The sequence below is a fragment of the Enterococcus sp. BWB1-3 genome (assembly GCF_016745275.1).
GTDB lineage: Bacteria > Bacillota > Bacilli > Lactobacillales > Enterococcaceae > Enterococcus_L.
On record NZ_JADOEP010000004.1, the window covers coordinates 1 to 19,215 of the forward strand.

Annotated in this window: 16 protein-coding genes and 1 other RNA gene; 14 read left to right on the forward strand and 3 right to left on the reverse strand. The window is 40.5% G+C overall.

Translation table 11 applies throughout. The features are described from left to right. The 7 genes from IW492_RS17960 to IW492_RS04130 all read left to right on the forward strand — a co-directional run. Positions 1-180, forward strand: a 180-nt coding sequence (locus tag IW492_RS17960) for a hypothetical protein (RefSeq protein WP_236671779.1), incomplete at its 5' end; no start/stop codon positions are given. A gap of 129 nt (positions 181-309) precedes the next feature. Beyond that, positions 310-1,068, forward strand: a complete 759-nt coding sequence (locus tag IW492_RS04105) for an IclR family transcriptional regulator (RefSeq protein WP_202065628.1) — start codon at positions 310-312, stop codon at positions 1,066-1,068. A gap of 213 nt (positions 1,069-1,281) precedes the next feature. Then, on the forward strand, positions 1,282-1,929 hold the full coding sequence (locus IW492_RS04110) for a bifunctional 4-hydroxy-2-oxoglutarate aldolase/2-dehydro-3-deoxy-phosphogluconate aldolase (RefSeq protein WP_202065630.1): 648 nt from the start codon (positions 1,282-1,284) through the stop codon (positions 1,927-1,929). A 2-nt stretch (positions 1,930-1,931) separates the two neighbouring features. Continuing rightward, positions 1,932-2,942, forward strand: a complete 1,011-nt coding sequence (locus IW492_RS04115; protein WP_202065632.1) for a sugar kinase — start codon at positions 1,932-1,934, stop codon at positions 2,940-2,942. Between the two features lie 75 nt (positions 2,943-3,017). Further along, complete coding sequence (gene kduI, locus IW492_RS04120) at positions 3,018-3,857, forward strand: 5-dehydro-4-deoxy-D-glucuronate isomerase (protein ID WP_202065634.1); 840 nt, start codon at positions 3,018-3,020, stop codon at positions 3,855-3,857. Between the two features lie 324 nt (positions 3,858-4,181). Further along, a complete protein-coding gene (locus tag IW492_RS04125; protein WP_202066189.1) occupies positions 4,182-4,970 on the forward strand; it encodes a gluconate 5-dehydrogenase in 789 nt (262 codons plus the stop codon). Between the two features lie 857 nt (positions 4,971-5,827). Further along, positions 5,828-7,438 (forward strand): CTP synthase, encoded by a 1,611-nt coding sequence (locus tag IW492_RS04130; protein WP_202066191.1) that lies wholly within the window; start codon positions 5,828-5,830, stop codon positions 7,436-7,438. Between the two features lie 106 nt (positions 7,439-7,544). Here IW492_RS04130 and IW492_RS04135 read toward each other — a convergent pair whose 3' ends face one another. Then, positions 7,545-9,833: a PBP1A family penicillin-binding protein gene (locus IW492_RS04135; protein WP_202065636.1), complete on the reverse strand. Its 2,289-nt coding sequence runs from the start codon at positions 9,831-9,833 to the stop codon at positions 7,545-7,547. Between the two features lie 33 nt (positions 9,834-9,866). Further along, positions 9,867-10,481: a Holliday junction resolvase RecU gene (gene recU, locus IW492_RS04140; RefSeq protein ID WP_202065638.1), complete on the reverse strand. Its 615-nt coding sequence runs from the start codon at positions 10,479-10,481 to the stop codon at positions 9,867-9,869. Between the two features lie 62 nt (positions 10,482-10,543). Here recU and IW492_RS04145 point away from each other — a divergent pair, with 62 nt between their 5' ends. From IW492_RS04145 to nth, 7 genes are all read left to right on the forward strand, one after another. Beyond that, positions 10,544-11,077 (forward strand): SLOG family protein, encoded by a 534-nt coding sequence (locus IW492_RS04145; RefSeq protein ID WP_202065640.1) that lies wholly within the window; start codon positions 10,544-10,546, stop codon positions 11,075-11,077. A gap of 93 nt (positions 11,078-11,170) precedes the next feature. Further along, a complete protein-coding gene (gene gpsB, locus IW492_RS04150) occupies positions 11,171-11,587 on the forward strand; it encodes a cell division regulator GpsB (protein WP_202065647.1) in 417 nt (138 codons plus the stop codon). Positions 11,588-11,616: 29 nt separating this feature from the next. Then, positions 11,617-11,987, forward strand: an RNA gene (gene rnpB, locus IW492_RS04155) — RNase P RNA component class B. Between the two features lie 327 nt (positions 11,988-12,314). Further along, positions 12,315-13,487 (forward strand): THUMP domain-containing class I SAM-dependent RNA methyltransferase, encoded by a 1,173-nt coding sequence (locus IW492_RS04160; protein WP_202066192.1) that lies wholly within the window; start codon positions 12,315-12,317, stop codon positions 13,485-13,487. 2 nt (positions 13,488-13,489) lie between these two features. Beyond that, entirely contained in the window at positions 13,490-15,001 is a 1,512-nt protein-coding gene (locus IW492_RS04165; RefSeq protein WP_202065649.1) for a carboxypeptidase M32, read from the forward strand. 14 nt (positions 15,002-15,015) lie between these two features. After that, entirely contained in the window at positions 15,016-15,735 is a 720-nt protein-coding gene (locus IW492_RS04170; RefSeq protein ID WP_202065654.1) for a DnaD domain protein, read from the forward strand. 12 nt (positions 15,736-15,747) lie between these two features. Further along, a complete protein-coding gene (gene nth, locus IW492_RS04175; protein WP_202065655.1) occupies positions 15,748-16,398 on the forward strand; it encodes an endonuclease III in 651 nt (216 codons plus the stop codon). 127 nt (positions 16,399-16,525) lie between these two features. Here the strand turns inward: nth and IW492_RS04180 are convergent, their stop codons facing one another. Continuing rightward, on the reverse strand, positions 16,526-18,325 hold the full coding sequence (locus tag IW492_RS04180; RefSeq protein ID WP_202065656.1) for a glycerophosphoryl diester phosphodiesterase membrane domain-containing protein: 1,800 nt from the start codon (positions 18,323-18,325) through the stop codon (positions 16,526-16,528). Positions 18,326-19,215: the final 890 nt, after the last annotated feature.

A 19,215-nucleotide genomic window follows, 5' to 3' on the forward strand; every position in this document is an offset into this window, starting at 1 on the left:
GGAGTCGTGAGTAATTGTGGTGCTAGCGGGAGACCTTTCTTCAGTGGGCCTTTCAGGCTCTGGCCGGTAATAGAGGCTTTCAGCCGCAGAGCAAACCTCCAGTTCACACTGGAGGTTTTGATTTACAGAAATAAAAGTTATTCTACTGCAGTTCTAAAAAGTATGCTGGATTTTAAATAGTGAAGAACTCTACCGAATTTACTGTAAGAAGTTTCTCAACAAAAGAATTATAAATTTTTACCAACAAAAAAAGTAGTTGCTTTTTCTCATTTGTACTATATAATTTCCTATATAGAAAGGGTGAGACGGATGTCAGAGTCAAAACCATATGGAACAGTACTTATTAAAGCAGCAAAAATTATGGATTTTTTAGCTGAGGAATCGAATAAATCGTTGCAGGAAATTACTGCTGGGACGGGGATGACGGCTTCAACTACAATTAAAATATTGGATACCTTGGCTTTAATTGGCTATGTAAAAAAAAGTGAAGACAAAACGTATCGATTGGGTTCAAAGCTGATCCGCTATGCCAATCAGCGTCTTGAACAGCTGGATCTTGCAGAAATTACGCTGCCCTATCTGGAAAAGCTGCAGCAGACAATTGATGAAACCATTCATTTGGGGATTTTAAACGATAATGAAATTCTCTATATTAATAAATTGGAAGCCAAGCATCAGACGATTCGTATGTCTTCAAAAATTGGCATTACACGACCTTTGTACAGCTCAGCAATGGGTAAAGCTGTTTTAGCTGCATTTTCGCAGGAAGAAGTTGACCAGTATCTGGCTGAACACGTATTGGTACCGCACACTGAACATACGATAACCAATCCTTTGCGGCTGGAAAAAGAACTGGAAGAGATACGTCGTGCAGGAATTGCATTTGACGATGAAGAAGTGGAGCTGGATATCTTTTGCGTCGGAGCCTCATTGGAAAAAGAAGAAAAAGCTATTGGTGCATTCAGTGTCAGTATGCCTAAATATCGTTTGAATGAAGAGAAAAAGCAGCTGATTATACAGGCGATTCTTCAAACAAAAAGAGAGCTGGAACAGATTTTAAATAAATGAGAATTAAATGTTTGACTAGCTGATTTGACAGAAGGATGTTGAATCAGCTTTTTCTGCTATTCATGGAAAGCTTTTACAAGGTCTACAATAAAAGCAGAAAGAATAGAATTTTCTTTCTTAAACCGTTTGCAATTTCTATTTTTACATGTATAATGAAATTATAAATTTCCTATAAATGAAATAAAATTTCCAAATAAGAAAAGAGTGATTTTTTTGAAAAAAGTTAATATTCTTCAGCGATTGAAAAAGGCCGGGGTGATTGCAGTAGTTCGGGGGAAAACAAAAGAAGAAGCATTGCAGGCCAGTAATGCGATTGTAAAAGGCGGCATGCATGGGCTTGAATTAACCTTCACTGTTCCGCAGGCAGAGGAAGTAATCAGAGAATTGGCAGAAACTTATCAGGATTCACCAGAAGTGGTGGTTGGTGCCGGAACGGTTTTGGATGCGGTGACTGCACGTCTGGCAATTATGGCAGGAGCCGATTATATCGTCAGTCCGACTTTTGATCAGGAGACTGCAGAACTTTGCAACTTATATCAAATTCCTTACTTACCAGGCTGTATGACAATCATAGAGATGAAACAGGCGTTGAAGAGCGGAGTGGATATCATTAAGCTGTTCCCGGGAAGTGCTTATGGACCAAGTATTGTTTCTGCATTTAAAGCACCAATGCCGCAGCTGAATATTATGCCGACAGGCGGAGTCAGTCTGGAAAATATGGAAGATTGGTTTAAAGCAGGCGTAATCACTGTAGGGGTTGGCGGTAATTTACTTGCACCGGCAGCAACTGGAGACTTTGAAAAAGTAACGGAAATAGCCGCACAATATATGGCAAAGTTCCGTGAAATAAAAGAAGGTTAGCTATGGGAAAAGTTGTAACTTTAGGAGAAATCATGCTGCGGCTGTCTACAACGGCTGGTACAAGACTGGCTCAGGCGGAACAATTTTCAGCACACTATGGAGGCGGGGAGGCCAACGTTGCAGTTTCGCTGGCAAATTATGGACATCATGCTGTTTTTGCCGGCAAAGTACCGACAAATGAGCTAGGGGCTGCTGTAAGGAAACATTTGAACCGTTATGGAGTGGATACCTCTCAGCTTTTGATGGGCGGTCCCAGACTGGGAACGTATTATCTGGAAGCCGGTGTTGGTGAACGTGGGGCAAGCGTTGTTTATGATCGTGCCGGCTCAAGCTTTGCAGTAATGGAAACCGTTGAATGGGACATGGATCAGTTATTCAAGGAAACAGATATTTTTCATCTGTCCGGTATTACTCCGGCTCTTTCAATGAAGTGGCGAGAACTGACTATTGATCTTTTGAAAGCTGCCAAAAGTGCCGATTGTAAAATCAGCTTTGATATTAATTATCGGGGCAAATTATGGACACGGGAAGAAGCTGGAGAAACAATTCGAACAATTCTGCCCTATGTAGATTATTGTTCGGCTGGGGGGCTTGATGCACAGCATTTTCTGGGAATTTCACCCTATGAAGATGGATCTGAAAAAGAAAAAGCCATTTATTATTATAAAAAAATGCAGGAAGCTTATTCCAATATCTCTGTCTTTTATTCTACAAAGCGCACGGTTCACTCTGCCAGTGTTAATGAATTGACTGGCTCAGTGTGGGCAGATAATACCTATTATGAATCGCAATGTCATTTGATTGATCCGATTGTTGATCGAGTGGGCGGAGGAGATGCCTTTGCAGGAGGGCTTCTTCATGGTCTGCTGAGCAATGACAACTATCAGCAGGCGGTTGATTTTGCAACAGCAGCTTCTGCTTTGAAGCATACTGTTCATGGAGATTGTAATCAATTCAGCAGGGAAGATGTTGAAGCATTTTTAGCCCTTGGATCAGGACGAATTATTCGATAAAGATGTTAAAAGATTGAAGCAACTGAATTTTTATTAAAACGAGTAGTTGGTTAACTATAAGAGGAGGATTTGCATATGCAAAACATGGAAACACGCTATACACACAGTCCGGAGGATATCCGTCATTACTCTACAGAACAGCTGAGAAATGAGTTTTTAGTGGAAAAAGTTTTTGAGCCAGGAGCGATTACATTAACGTATACACACAATGACCGTATGATTTTTGGCGGAGTGACACCTGCACAAAAACCGCTGGAAATAATTCTGGATAAAGAGCTGGGTGTTGATTATTTTCTGGAGCGTCGTGAATTGGGGGTAATTAATATTGGCGGACCCGGATTTATCGAAATTGATGGTCAAAAAGAAGAAATGAAAAAGCAGGACGGCTATTATATCGGTAAAGAAACACGTCATGTTATTTTCTCATCACAGAACCCTGAGGACCCGGCGAAATTCTATATAAGTTCAGTTCCTGCCCATCATAAATATCCGAATGTGAAAATCAGCATTGATGATATTAAGCCCATGGAAACAGGTGAACCCTTAACGCTGAATGAACGTAAGATTTATCAGTATATCCATCCGAATGTCTGTGAAAGCTGCCAGCTGCAAATGGGCTACACTATTTTGGAACCGGGCAGTTCATGGAACACGATGCCTTGCCACACGCATGAACGCCGAATGGAAGCCTATGTCTATTTTGATATGGAACAAGATACTCGTGTCTTCCATATGATGGGTAAACCGGATGAAACCAAACATTTGGTTATGGGCAACGAGCAGGCAGCGATTTCTCCAAGCTGGTCTATCCATTCCGGAGTGGGAACAAGCAACTATTCATTCATTTGGGCGATGTGCGGAGAAAATATTACTTATACGGACATGGATATGGTTCCAATGGATCAACTGAAATAAGCAGTACAGCTACAAAAATTTGAAATTATGGGTAACTCAAAATAATCTATAAAAACGCTGTGCTAAATAACCAGCTTACTTGACAGCAGGCCTCCAACATTGAGTATTCTGATCATAAAAAGTGCAGTAAGAAAGCATGTCAGAATACCAATTTTAGCTAATAATGCTTATTGCAAAGTTTCGCTTCACTACGCTGGATAACAGATCTGCTTCGGCACGAGGGGGAGAAGCAGTGAAATGGGTTTAAATCGCACTGTTGTTAAGTTTTTAGAGAATTTTTTAGAATATATTTTGAAATACGAAACTATGAAAAGGGGTTTAATTATGAATTTTAGTATGGATAATTTTCGACTGGACGGCAAAGTAGCTCTGATTACAGGCGGTGTTTATGGAATCGGTTTTGAGATTGCCAGCTCACTGGCAGAAGCAGGTGCAACGATTGTCTTTAACAGTATCAATCAGGCTTCAGTGGATGAAGGTAACGAAAATTATAAAAAAGCTGGAATAAATGCTGCCGGATATGTTTGCGATGTGACAGATGAGAAACAGGTACAGGCAATGGTTGAACAAATCAAAGCTGAAATAGGGTCAATCGATATTCTGGTAAACAATGCAGGTATTATCAAGCGTGTCCCTATGGTTGACATGTCAGCAGAAGACTTCCGACAAGTAATTGATGTTGATCTGAATGCACCATTCATCATGTCTAAAGCAGTAATTCCTGATATGATCGAAAAAGGCGGTGGGAAAATCATCAATATCTGTTCTATGATGAGCGAGCTTGGGCGTGAAACGGTCAGTGCTTATGCAGCAGCTAAGGGCGGATTGAAAATGCTGACAAAAAACATTGCATCTGAATATGGACAGTATAATATTCAGTGTAACGGCATTGGTCCTGGCTATATCGAAACGCCTCAAACAGCTCCTTTACGTGAAGACGGACATCCATTCAACAACTTTATTTTGGGAAGAACGCCAGCAAATCGATGGGGTACAACAACAGATTTGGCAGGTCCCTCAGTCTTTCTGGCTTCGAATGCTTCTGACTTTGTGAATGGACATATCCTGTACGTTGACGGCGGGATTCTAGCATATATCGGAAAACAACCTTAAATCGTTCAAACTCCTAAGTAAAAGAATAAATTAATGACAGAAACATCTAGTGGGATGGTATACGAACTGACAATCTGATGAATGAGCAATAATTCATTCCTGTATTAAAAGCTTGCTTCTACGAATGCTCGTCGTATGTTTTATGGTCATACAAGACAAGCTGTATGCGGACAACAGGTTACTAGTTAGTGCTGAATCAACAGCCAGTTACAGTCGAGGTGCTCCTATACTGACAACCGAATTTCTTCTTCTGACAGCCTCTGATTGGCTTGAACTTGACAAGATCACTAAATATTTCAGCAGTTAGTCTTTATACTTTTGATGTGTGCTTTTCCTTAGAAATACTTACCACTATTATTGGCTGTGATATAGTAAATATACTTCGGTGTTGTACTGAGTGTCGCAAGTATTATTTTCAGCGTACAGATTCAACTTATGCCAACTTCCCTGTATATGTACATCCTCATTATCGGGATGATTGCTGCCGGAACTGGCATAATCTTAAAAGGCTTTTTTTAAAAGAAATAAGTTATTTGCATTTCCAGCAGCCTGGCTGGTTTTGAACTGCTGTTTTCTGCAAGAATGTATTTTTGAAGAATATTGAATCGAACCGCTTTTTGTAAATGTATAACCAATTCATGAGAAACGGGAAGGAACAATTTTTATTTTATTTCTTTTGATATTACTTGACCTCCTGATGATTTGCTTGTATTATACTACTTGGGCACCTTTGAAAAGGTCAGAAAATGAACAATATACGCTCCCTATTCTTTTTTGAATAGGGGCGTTTTCTTTTTTATTGAAGAGGGTTCATTTTTCTCTCCACACTACTACTTATAGAAGGGATTTTTGTGAATATGACAAAATATATTTTTGTTACAGGCGGCGTGGTTTCTTCCATCGGAAAAGGGATTGTCGCAGCTTCTCTTGGACGCTTATTAAAAAATCGTGGCTTGAAGGTAACGATTCAGAAATTTGATCCCTACATAAATGTGGATCCGGGAACGATGAGTCCCTACCAACACGGAGAGGTTTTTGTAACGGATGACGGTGCGGAAACAGACTTGGATTTGGGGCATTATGAACGCTTCATTGATATTAATTTGAACAAGTATTCCAATGTCACAACAGGAAAAATTTATTCCGAAGTTCTTAGAAAAGAACGCAAAGGAGAATATCTTGGTGCAACGGTTCAAGTTATTCCTCATATTACCAATGAAATTAAAGACAAAATCATGCGTGCAGCTAAAATGACGGATTCTGATATCATTATTACCGAGATTGGCGGGACAGTAGGGGATATTGAATCTCTGCCGTTTCTGGAAGCTTTACGTCAGATGAAGGCAGATGTGGGATCGGACAATGTAATGTATATTCATACTACATTAATTCCTTATTTAAAAGCTGCCGGTGAAATGAAAACAAAACCGACGCAGCACAGCGTAAAAGAGCTCCGCAGTTTAGGTATTCAGCCAAATATTCTGGTTGTCAGAACAGAGCTGCCAGTTTCACAGGGGACAAAGAACAAGCTTGCACAATTTTGTGATGTGGCTCCTGAAGCGGTGATTGAATCAAGAGACGTGGAAACACTTTATTCCATTCCATTGGCTTTACAAGCACAGAATATGGATCAAATCGTCTGCGATCATTTAAAACTGGATGCACCAAAAGCAGATATGGCAGAATGGCGGGCACTGGAAGAAAAAGTACTTAATCTTAAAAAGAAAACGAAAATTGCACTGGTTGGCAAGTATGTGGAGCTTCCTGATGCTTACCTTTCAGTCGTTGAAGCATTGAAGCATGCAGGTTTTGCGTTTGATTCCGACATAGAGATCGACTGGGTGGATTCTCAGAAGCTTACTGCTGAAAATGCAGCAGAGAGCTTGAAGAATGTTGACGGTATTTTAGTACCTGGAGGATTTGGCGACCGCGGAATCGAAGGGAAGATTGAAGCCATTCGTTTTGCGCGAGAAAATGATGTACCTTTCCTGGGGATTTGTCTCGGTATGCAGATGGCCTGTGTGGAATATGCAAGAAATGTGGTAGGTCTTGAGGATGCCGGATCAGCTGAAAACAATCCAAGTATTACTAATAATATTATTGATTTAATGGCAGATCAGGAAAATATTGAAAATCTTGGTGGAACATTGCGTTTAGGTTTGTATCCTTGCAAGTTGAAGAAGGGCAGTGTGACAGCGGATGTCTATGGAGAACAGGAAGTTGTTCAGGAACGTCACCGTCACCGCTATGAGTTCAATAATCAGTATCGTCAGATTTTTGAAGATACTGGGATGGTTTTCTCAGGTGTATCGCCGGACAATCGTTTGGTAGAGATCGTCGAGCTGCCGGATAAAAAATTCTTTGTTGGCTGTCAGTTTCATCCGGAATTAATTTCACGGCCAAATCGTCCTCAGTTGTTGATTAAAGGCTTTGTTGGAGCAGCTTTGAGAAATAAAGAGCAGAGATAATTTTGAATAGAATTCAAATCGAATAGAATACACAAAGAAACAGCGAACAAATCAGAAGCACGTGATTTGTTCGCTGTTTTTTACTGATTTTGTTCCCCTTTATCTGTCAACTGGGCTGTAAAGGTACTTGATTCTCCCCCTCAGCGGGGTCAGTTGAGCTAGTGGGTGTTGATGATTCTGTGGGTTCTGCTGATGACTCCGTTACTTCCGATGATTCAATCGGCGGTGTCACAGGCTCTTCAGAACTGGAGGAGCTTGTTGATGACTCAACCGTACTGCTCGATTCCATTGTACTGCTGGAAGAGCTTGGAATGGTTGAAGATGGAACGGTTTGCAGATTTTGTGCTCCTTTAACATACAATTCTGAGCCAATACGAATGACACTGTCGGGCATGACCCAGTCCTCGTTGGAAACATTTTGAGCCATATAAGTCATCATTTCCCGATAGACATCTGAAGCAATCGCATAGTAATCAGAATAGATCGGAGTTGACTTTTCATCGTAGCCAGTCCAGACTGAAATGGCATAATGGGGGGTATAGCCCACAAATGTACTGTCAGGGGCAATATTTGTTACACCAGTCAAACCCATCTTTGCAATTTCTTCATCTGTATAATTGGATGTTCCTGTTTTTCCTGCTTGGATTAAACCATCAATACCTGCATTAAAAGCAGTCCCTCCGGTAATAACATCTTTCAGCATATCAGTCATCATATAAGCAGTAGAATCTTTCATTGCCCGTTTACTTGCAGGGTGGAATTCATCTTCAGCTACAGAGTCATCCTGATAGACTACTTTATTAACATAAGAAGGTTCGTTATACGTACCGCCATTTGCAAAAGCAGCATAAGCAGCTGCCAGTTTCAAAGAGGAAACCCCGTATTTAACATCATTACCAGTATCGGCAGTATTACTTGATATTGCATTGGCATCTACGAGGGGATTAAATTCAATCCCCAGCCCTCTAAGAAACTCTGCCACCTTGTCACTGCCGACTTCGTTAAAGGTTTGGACAGCAGTGGTGTTTCGTGAAGTCATTATCGCACGCCGCATGGTCATTGAGCCGTAATACAGCAAATCTGCATTATAGACAGAGGTCGTAGTACCGGCAAAAGTTGTCGGTTTATCTACCATGATCTGCCCGGTCGAATAATCCAAATACTCAATGGCCGGACCATAATCTGCAATTGGCTTCATAGTTGATCCCACATCCCGGTTTGTCCGCGTTGCCAGATTCAGAATCTGCTGTGCATCTTCCGGAACATTTCTTCGGCCAATTTGTGCTCTGACTTGTCCGGTGTTCACATCAATAACAGTGGTGGCAACCTGCATTTCTTCATCAGGATACTGTACAAATTCATCAGTATTGACAATATTATAGAGCTGTTTCTGAGCATCCATATCCAGATTTGTATAAATATCAAGTCCGTCAGTATAGACATTTTTCCCGGTTTTTGCTTCAACTTCAGCAATCACCTCTGTGACATAGTTATCCACGATTTTACGATCTCCAGATGACTGAACCTGCGGCTGCAGTCCATCTTCAACAGGAGCAGCCTTTGCCTGCTCATATTCCTCCTGAGTAATTTTATCATTGTCTCTCATTGTATAGAGAACAACATCCCGGCGTTCTTTGGTAAGATCCGGATGAACATACGGATCATAATCATTTGGCGCCTGCGGCATTCCTGCAAGTAAAGCAGTCTGGGAAAGATTTAATTCAGAAAGGGGCTTGCCGAAATAAGTCTCTGAAGCCGTCTGCATACCATAAAGTCCGTTAGCCATATAAACTTTATTTATATAATAGGTAAGGATTTCCTCTTTGGACTTTTCTTTTTCCAGTTTGATAGCCATCCAGGCTTCCTGAGCCTTTCTTTTCAGTGTCTGATCAGACTCTTTTGTAGAAAAATAAGACAGTTTAATCAACTGCTGAGTCAGCGTACTTCCGCCTTGGAGTCCACCTGTTTTGACATTTGAAAAAAAAGAACCTACTATCCGAATTGGATCAATCCCATTATGGTTGTAAAACCGTTTGTCTTCCACTGAAACAATTGCATCTTTTAATAATTGAGGCACTTCTGTCGGTTGAATTGTTTCACGCTTTTCCGAACCGAGATCCTGAAAGACATTATTGTTTATATCATAAAGCTTGGAAGAAAGAGGATCACTTAAGGCACTGTCTTCCAGCGCCGGAGCATCCTTGGCATAGTACCAGAAGAGTCCGAGTCCGCTCAGACCTCCAAGAACCCCTAATCCGAATAATCCAATTAGTATTTTTACAAAAATTTTCTTTTTTCTCTTTGGCGGACCATCGCCTGCTGTTGTTTTATTCTGTTTTTGCCTAAACAGTGAACTAGAATGTTTTTGGGAACGTGATTCTATTTCGCTTGACATAATGACCTTCTCCTTCTTTAAAACGTAACAAAATTAATTTTTTTTCTGCAGATACTTATCCACTGCATTCAGATAAGGAACGCGTGGAGCAAGTCCCAGCTTAATCTCAATGCCTTCAGATTCGAGCAGCTTTAATGGCAGAGATTTTTTTCCGTTTTGCTGTTCTGTCCAAAAAACGAGCAGCTTTTCAGCACTTAAAAAGAAACAACGATTTAAAGAAGAAAACCATAATAAGACAAAACAGATTCCTTGCTGTTCAATACATTGCTTCATATGCTCGATTTGATGATTGTGAAAATTCTTAAATGGAAACGATGTCTTATTCCGTGTTTCTTTTGCTTCAAAATCCAGATAACGCCCATTGTATACTCCGTTATAGTCGGTTGTAGATGCCTGCCTGAAATAAGCTTCTTTAATTACTGCAGCACTTCGACGAGGGTAGTCCACTTTAACAATCTGCACAGGGGTCGGTTTTTTATGAATGACTGCGACTTTGTGATTGAGATAATAAACGTTGCTTTGGTTGATCTCTTCTTCAAAGTTCATCCCGCGTTTCCCGAAATCAACAGGGACCTTTTTTTCTTGTTTTTTTGTTTTAGATGCTTCATTATTATTGTAGGGAGCTCCATTTGGATAACGGAAAACCATGTCTATCACACTCCTAGCGATTATTATAACAAAAAAAGACCGGTAAGGAAAAGGAAACTCATATGAACCCACTAAAAACCGTATTTATAACAGGTTACAGAAGCTTTGAGCTCAATGTATTTCAGGAAAATGACCCAAAGGCAGAGGTTATTAAAAAAGTGTTAAAAAGCGAGATCATCAACTTTTTAGAAGAAGGGGCAGAGTGGTTTCTTGTTTCAGGGAACCTTGGAATAGAGTTGTGGGCCGGAGAAGTCATCATTGCGTTGAAAAAAGAATACGAAATCAATTTGGGTGTTATCTATCCATTTCAGGGATTTGGTGAGAACTGGAATGAAAAGAACCGTCAGCTGTTGGAAAAAGTGGAGGGAAATGCGGATTATGTGGACTATGTCAGCCGTGCGCCGTATCAGTCGCCAGCACAGTTAAAATCACACACGAGCTTTATTCTTGAACATACACAGGCAAGTCTGTTAATTTATGATAAGGAATATCCGGGTAAAACATTGTTTTTTGAAAGAGAAGCAGAAAACTTCAGTGAAGCGCATTCATATGAAATTCGAATGATTTCAATGGATGATTTGCAAAATTTTGCTTAGGAATAAAGAATCTGTTTGATTTTCCTGTGATTTTTAGATACAATGAAAATGTTGAATTATGAAATCGAGTAAAGAATATAATGAGGTGTAGAGATGGCAAACTTAATATACAGCCCAAAAGAGATTTTACAAAAAGAATTTAAATCAAAAATGCGTGGATATGATCCAATCGAAGTGGATGAATTTTTGGATAATGTAATCAAAGACTATGAAGCGTACAACAAAGAAATTTTGGCTCTTCAAGAGGAAAACAGCCGTCTTTCTGCAAAACTTGATCAAAGTGCTAAAGTACAGCAGTCAATGCCTAGAAATACAATGGGTATGGGACAGGAAATGCCTAAGAGTGCTGCCGTAACAAACTTTGATATTTTAAAACGTCTTTCTAACTTGGAAAGAGAAGTTTTTGGAAAAAAACTGGATGATACACCAGTTGCACCTAGTCAGCCAATGCCGAGCTATGAACCTGTTCAGCAACAGCCGGTTGATAATTCAGAAACACGTCAGTTTTAATCCAATACCCAATTGATTGATAGCCTGTAGTTTTCGGGTTACCGCGGTTTGATTTAGTCAGGCTGAGGAAAGTCCATACTCGCACAGACTGAGATGTCTGTAGTGTTCGTGCTTAGCGAAACCATAAGCTAAGGTACTCTTTTAGAGTAACGGCAGGAAAAAAGGCTAAGGCTTTTGCTATGTCTGAGTATCCTTGAAAGTGCCACAGTGACGAAGCAGTACGGGAAACGGTACTGGTGGAACGCGGTAAACCCCTCGAGCGAGCAACCCAAATTTTGGTAGGGGCACTCTTCTAAAGGAAATGAACGAATAGAAGAGGCAGAGTATATCTGCAGATAGATGGTAACCATTGCGTTTTTTTTACCTGAGAAAATCGTGATACAGAACATGGCTTACAGAAAATTACAGGCAATCAGGTTAACCTTCCAACATTGTTGTGAAGGCTTTTTTTAAATCTAAAAGAGTTTGAAAGAAGAGAAAAATCAGTAGAATATCAACGAATAGAGCATTTTACAAAAGATTTAGTCAGCAGTTTCAGAGCTGATTGCAAGTTTTTGAAAGAGATTAATTATAGTAAAAAAACAGGATTGTGACAGGAATTTTCTGAATTCGCTGAGTTCAGGCAAATTTTCCATCATTTCCTGATTGTATGACCAAGTATAATAATAGAGGCAAACAGAAGATGAATAGAGAAGCTGTCTTTGCCAATGAGGAAGAGGAGAACAACATGAGCAATCAAACATATCAGCTTGTAGCGACTGCTGCCAGCGGACTGGAAGCACTCGTCGGCAAAGAATTAAGAGATTTGGGCATTCCTTGTCAGGTAGAAAACGGCAGGGCACGTTTTGAAGGGACACAGGAGACGATCGCTGTTGCTAATCTCTGGCTGCGCACAGCTGACCGGGTGAAAATTGTTGTCGGTGAATTTGATGCATTTAGTTTTGACGAGTTATTTGAGAAAGTAAAAGCTCTGCCTTGGGAAGATTATCTTCCGTTTGATGCAGAATTTCCTGTAGCCGGAAAATCAATTAAGTCCAAGCTGTACAGTACACCGGATTGTCAGGCTATTACAAAAAGGGCAATTGTAAATCGTCTGCGGGAGGTCTATCATCGCCCTGCAAGTGTACCGCTTCCTGAATCAGGTGCTTTTTTCCAGTTGGAAGTGGCATTGCTGAAGGATCACGTGATGGTGACCTTGGATACAACCGGACCAAGCTTGTTTAAACGCGGCTATCGAATTGATAAGGGCGGGGCACCATTGAAAGAAAATATGGCGGCTGCATTGGTGATGCTGACGAACTGGCGGAAAGACCGTCCGTTTTATGATCCGGTTTGCGGTTCCGGTACTCTATGTATAGAAGCTGCGTTGATTGGACATAATATTGCTCCCGGGTTTAACCGTGAATTTGCATTTGAGGCATGGGAATGGTTTGATTCAGCGGTGATTGACAAAGTTAGAAATGAAGCAGAAGCACAGGCGGATTATGATGTTGAGCTAGATATTGCCGGATCAGATATTAATGGACGAATGATTGAGATTGCCAAAGCGAATGCAGAAGAAATTGGCTTAGGCGATTCGATTCAATTTAAACAGCTTGCAGTAAAAGATTTTTCAACTACTAAAGATTATGGTGTAATGGTTGCCAATCCGCCCTACGGAGAGCGATTGGGCGAGGAAGAAGCAGTTAGAGAACTATACAAAGAGATGGGGGAAGTGTTCCGTCCATTGAAAACCTGGAGCAAATATATTTTGACCAGTGATTTGTCTTTCGAACAATACTACGGTGCAAAAGCAACAAAAAAGAGAAAGTTATATAATGGTGCACTGCGGACTGATTTGTTCCAGTACTGGGGCGAGCGTCCACCCAGAAAACCAAGAGATGAAGAGAATGAGGGATAGAAATGGATGAAAAATTATTTCTTGAAGAGATAAAAGAAATCGATCTGTTAAATCAATCTTTGGGATTGCTGGAATGGGATGCCCAGACGGGAATGCCTGATGCATCAAGCAGTTTTCGCGGAGAAACAGTTGGATATATCAATAAACTGGCCTTTGAAAAAAGTACAGGACCTGTCATTCAGGAAGCAGTTGCCTACTTTACTGAACATCCAGACGAGTTATCACAAACCGGTGCAGAGGTATTTAAAGAAGTAAAAGAGGACTATGAACGAAATCACAGTATTGCCCCTGAAAGAATGCAGGCGTATCATGCAGAGGTTTCAAATGCACATGCAGCCTGGCTGAAAGCCAGAGAAGAAAAAGATTTTTCTGTGATGAAGGATACAATTGGTCGTCTGATTGATTTCTTAAATGAGTTTATTCCTCATTGGCAGAAGGATGAAAAGACACCTTATGATGTTCTGCTGAACCAGTACGAGCCTGAGCTGACAGTAGAAAGGCTGGATCAGCTGTTTTCAGAACTGAAAACAGGGATTCTCTCTATTAGAAAGGCGATTGCGGAAAAGGGTATGGCTCCTCGAACAGATTTTCTTTCCCGTCATGTGTCGAAAGAGCAGCAGAAACGTTTCGTTGTTGAAGTAGCAAAACAGCTTGGGTATGATTTTGCAAAAGGTCGTTTGGATGATACGGTTCATCCGTTTATGCTGGATCTGAATCGAAATGATGCACGGATTACCACTTGCTGGGATGAAATGAACTTTACGATGGCTGTCTTTGGTGTAATACACGAAGCAGGTCATGGAATCTATGAACAAAATATTGATCCGAAATATGATTATACGCCGTTATCCACGGGTGCTTCCATGGGGATACATGAGTCACAGTCATTATTCAATGAAATTATTATTGGAAGCAATAAGAGTTTCTGGGAAAAGCAGTTTCCGCTGTTTCAGAAATGTACAGATGGACTATTTGATGACATTGATTTTGAGATGTTTTATAAAGGCTTGAAGGAAACGAAAGCGAGTCTGATCCGTATTGAGGCAGACAGTCTAACGTATCCACTGCACATTATCATCCGTTATGAAATTGAAAAAATGATTTTTAACGAAGGTCTATCCCTAGATGAGCTGCCAACAATTTGGGCAGACAAATATGAAGAATACCTGGGTATTCGCCCTGAAAATGATCTGGAAGGAATTCTTCAGGATGTTCACTGGTCAGGAGGAAGCTTTGGGTATTTCCCTTCTTATGCAATGGGCTATATGTATGCTGCTCAGCTAAACCATGCACTTAGAAAAGAAGTTGCAGTGGATGAAGTCCTTCTTTCAGAGGATTACTCCCCAATTTATCATTGGATGACAGAAAAAATTCACCGGTTTGGTGCTTCTAAAAAACCAAATGAACTAATTTTGGCGGCAACAGGAGAAGAGCTGAAGTCTACTTATCTGGTTGAGTATATGAAATCTGTTTATTTTGATGTATATAGAATCAGTGAGCAGAGCCAGTCATAAAGGAGATGAATATCATGCTTTCGATTGAAGAGTATTTACAGGCTGGGGAAACGGTTGTTTCAAATTTGATCATTGAGAATTATCGAAAGATAGGACTGAGCGATGAGGAATTTTTGTTTTGGCTGCAGCTCTATCGTTCTCAATCCAAGGGGGACCTATTCCCGGATCTGTTATCAATCAGCGGTATCATGGATAAACCCAAAGAACGAATCTATCAGTTGTTAAATGAACTGGTTTCCAAGGGATACATTCGAATTGATACCAAACAGAATGAACAGGGACAAATGATGGACACCTATGATTTGCTTCCTGCTTTTCAAAAGATTGCAGCTGTTCAGCAGAAACAAAAGTCATTCACTGAACAGCAGACAGAAGAGCAGATCATTAATAAGCTGTACCGGGATTTTGAAAAAGAATTTTCGCGCCCCCTTTCACCGATTGAGTTGGAAATGATCGGTCAGTGGCTGGAAACAGATGGTTATAAACCAGAGCTTATTCACCTTGCCTTAAGAGAAGCAGTTTTGAATCAGGCATACAGTCTGAAGTATATCGACAGGATTCTGCTGGCATGGGAACGAAAAAATATCCAGACGAAAGAGCAGGTTATTGAAGACCAGAAGAAAAGAAAGCAGGCGCTGCAGCAGAAAGAAATTGAAGCAGAAACCAGCACAAATGAACCTTTGCCTAAAGTGACCCTGCATAACTGGCTGAATCCAGAAGACAGCCGGGACTAAAGGAGGCAATAAATGATTTCTAAAGCTAAAACAATGGAAGCCATTGGAATAATGTATGAGATGTTTCCTGATGCGGCGTGTGAGCTGAAGCATCAGGACCCTTTTCAGCTGCTGATTGCTGTCATTCTCAGTGCCCAGGCAACAGATGTCTCAGTAAACAAGGCAACACCTGCTTTATTTGCAGCTTTTCCAACACCTGAACTTCTGGCAGCTGCATCAATTGATGAGATTATCAGTAAAATAAAAACAATCGGACTGTATCGAAACAAGGCAAAGAATATCAAAGCCTGTGCTCAGCAGCTGATTGAACGCTTTAATGGAGAAGTACCGAAAACCCGAGAAGAGCTTGTGACGCTCCCGGGAGTGGGCAGAAAGACAGCAAATGTGGTGATGGGTGATGCGTTTGGTGAACCGGCTATTGCAGTTGACACTCACGTTGAAAGAGTCTCAAAACGCTTGAGAATCTGTAAGCTGGATGCCAGTGTAACGGAAGTGGAAGACACGCTGATGAAAAAAGTGCCGAAGCAGCTGTGGGTAAAGACACATCACACGATGATTTTCTTTGGGCGATATCACTGTCTGGCAAGAAATCCCAAATGTGAGGTTTGCCCGCTCCTGTATATGTGTCAGGAAGGAAAAACTAGGATGGCTGGGAAGAAGTAGAATAGTAGGTATAAGTACAGAAGAATATGAATGCCTACAGATACAATATCCAACCATCATAATTCAATAGCCCCATTCTCCAATCAGCAGCCTTGCAGCTGCGTTTCGAGGATGGGGTTCTTTTTTATTATCCAATTCCTGTTATAAAGTAAAAGAGTTTATCAGAATATGTTGGTTCCGTTAAGTCAGTTCTTATCGTTTCTTTTAATAGTGTCATATTATCTGTAATGATTCCGTCTACTCCATAAAATATCATCCGGGTCATGGTACCTTCATCATTTGCTGTCCATGCATAAACCTTTTTGTCATCAGTATGAACGGCTTCCACAAAATTTTTGTTAAGAGTTGTATATTCCATCGTGAAAAAATCAACTTTGGAAATCGGCGGTCCGACAATATTAAAAGGTAAAATGTAGCCGACATAAAATTCAGGTTCTTTTTCTTTCAGCTTCTGAGCAATATCAAATGTCAAGGTATGGATAATATGTTTTTCCGATAAAATAATTTCCCGATAGTCTTCGATAAATCGATCAATCATATCGGGGCTGTCCTGTGAAGTCGCTTTGATTTCAATTAATAATGGCTGATGAAGCTTTTTAGCTTCTGCTAGATAGTCATCAAAAGAAACAACTGGCGCTTCCATGCCATTTTCTACAACAGTCAGATTCTGGAGCTCGGTCAGAGTCAGCTGATTTGGTCGTTTTTTTACACCAGTGAGAGCTTTTAGGTTAAAGTCATGCATGACCACAAACTTTTTATCCTTTGTTTCTTGTATATCCATTTCAATATAAGATGGGTGTAGCTGGCTTGTTTTTTTTAGCGCATCCAGGCTGTTTTGAACGGCATTTCCATTATCTACCCCTCTATGAGAAATTGTCAGAGGCTCCTTAATTGAGTGGTTGCTTAGGTAGTTCGTATTATACGTTCCAACACCAATTCCGAAGATAACAGCCGCAGCCGCAAAAGCCATCACTTTGCCAAAAGACCAGTGAGGTTCTGTTTTTTCTTCTTGTTTAAACCATGAGGGCAAAGCAGGAAGAAAGCCTTCGTCATCCATAAAATCAATTGTGATATAGAAAATTCCAACCGTTGAAAAAACAATATTCAGCAGATACATTCCCTGTAAAAAAGTCATGGCGATAACGGCACTTGGCAATGCATAAGCAGAGAAGTGCGTTTCAATCGCTGACTGAATAACAAAAATCAGCGCATAGCTTAATGCTGATATTAAGAGGATGGTTCCTTCGATAAAGATAAATTGTCCGATAATTTTGAAGAAGTTTTGTTTTGTACTGTGCCAGCTCTCGGTTACGGCTTCTTTAAAAGATAAATCCCGCAAAATCATTTCAGGTAATGCAAAAATCAAACGAATAGCCAGATAGATCAGTATCAGGTACAGGATAAGTACGGATGCAACAATGATGACACGATTGGCAAAAATATAATCTAGAATGAAAGCTGGAATTTTAATTTTGGAAAGCAAATCTGAGTTAAAGCCTAATCCGCTGATTGGCAAAATCAGAAAAAAATAAAACAGAAAAAACAAAATAGTACTTGCTTTAATTTTTTTCAGCTGATAAAAAGTGCCGCGTAACAGCTGTTTTAATGTAATTGGTTCTTTCTTTTTAATAAAAAAGACACTTAGCAGTAGAAAAGTAAATTCAAAAAAGACAATAACCAGAATAGCCGTCAGCAGTAATACCAGTGCTGTAAGAACAAAAGGATGTTTCTGAAAAAGAAGACCCAGCGCATCTGAAGATATATAGTTAATGCTTCCCTGCCGCAGAATAAATTTTGTCAGGCTTGACAAAGCAGGTAAAAGAATAAAGAGCATAAAACCATGAAGTAAAAAGACATCACGAAAATACGATGTTGTACTTCGTAAAAAATCAATAATGTTAACTAAACTATTTTTCCAATAATTCATAAATCGTCCTTCCAATTCTCATCAAAATGGGGGAGGGGGGAGACATTAGTATGCCCAGCCTCCTAAAACCGAATAAACGGTATTTCAGTCTTTGTATGTCCCTGCGGTTAGCTATCTACTATTTTAGGTAAATGTCTATGCATTCAACAGATCGTCGTTTCGCATACAGCTATCTATTTGTATATGGAATAAATTCTGACAAATTCTCTCCATCAGAGCTGCTCATACCATTCTATTAGCTGTTCCTGCAATAGTGGGGACTAGCAATGTCCTCCAATTCATTGGATGAATTTTATCAAATTCAATGGCTCGTCGGACACATACCATCCCACTAGAAGTTCCTACGCCAGAGGGGCTGGCAATGCCCTCCAATTCTCTGGGTGAATTTTATCAAATTCAATGGCTCGTCGGACACATACCATCCCACTAGAAGTTCCTACAATAGTTGGGACTGGCAATGCCCTCCAATTCATTGGATGAATTTTGTCAAATTCAATAGCTCGTCGGACACATACCATCCCACTAGAAGTTCCTACGCCAGAGGGACTGGCAATGCCCACCAATTCATTGGATGAATTTTGTCAAATTCAATGGCTCGTCGGACACATACCATCCCACTAGAAGTTCCTACGCCAGAGGGACTGGCAATGCCCTCCAATTCTCTGGATGAATTTTATCAAATTCAATGGCTCGTCGGACACATACCATCCCACTAGAAGTTCCTACACCAGAGGGACTGGCAATGCCCTCCAATTCATTGGATGAATTTTGTCAAATTCAATAGCTCGTCGGACACATACCATCCCACTAGAAGTTCCTACGCCAGAGGGACTGGCAATTCTCCCGGAATTCCCTATACTAAAGAAAAGCCTTGTCTCTAGGAGTCTCAC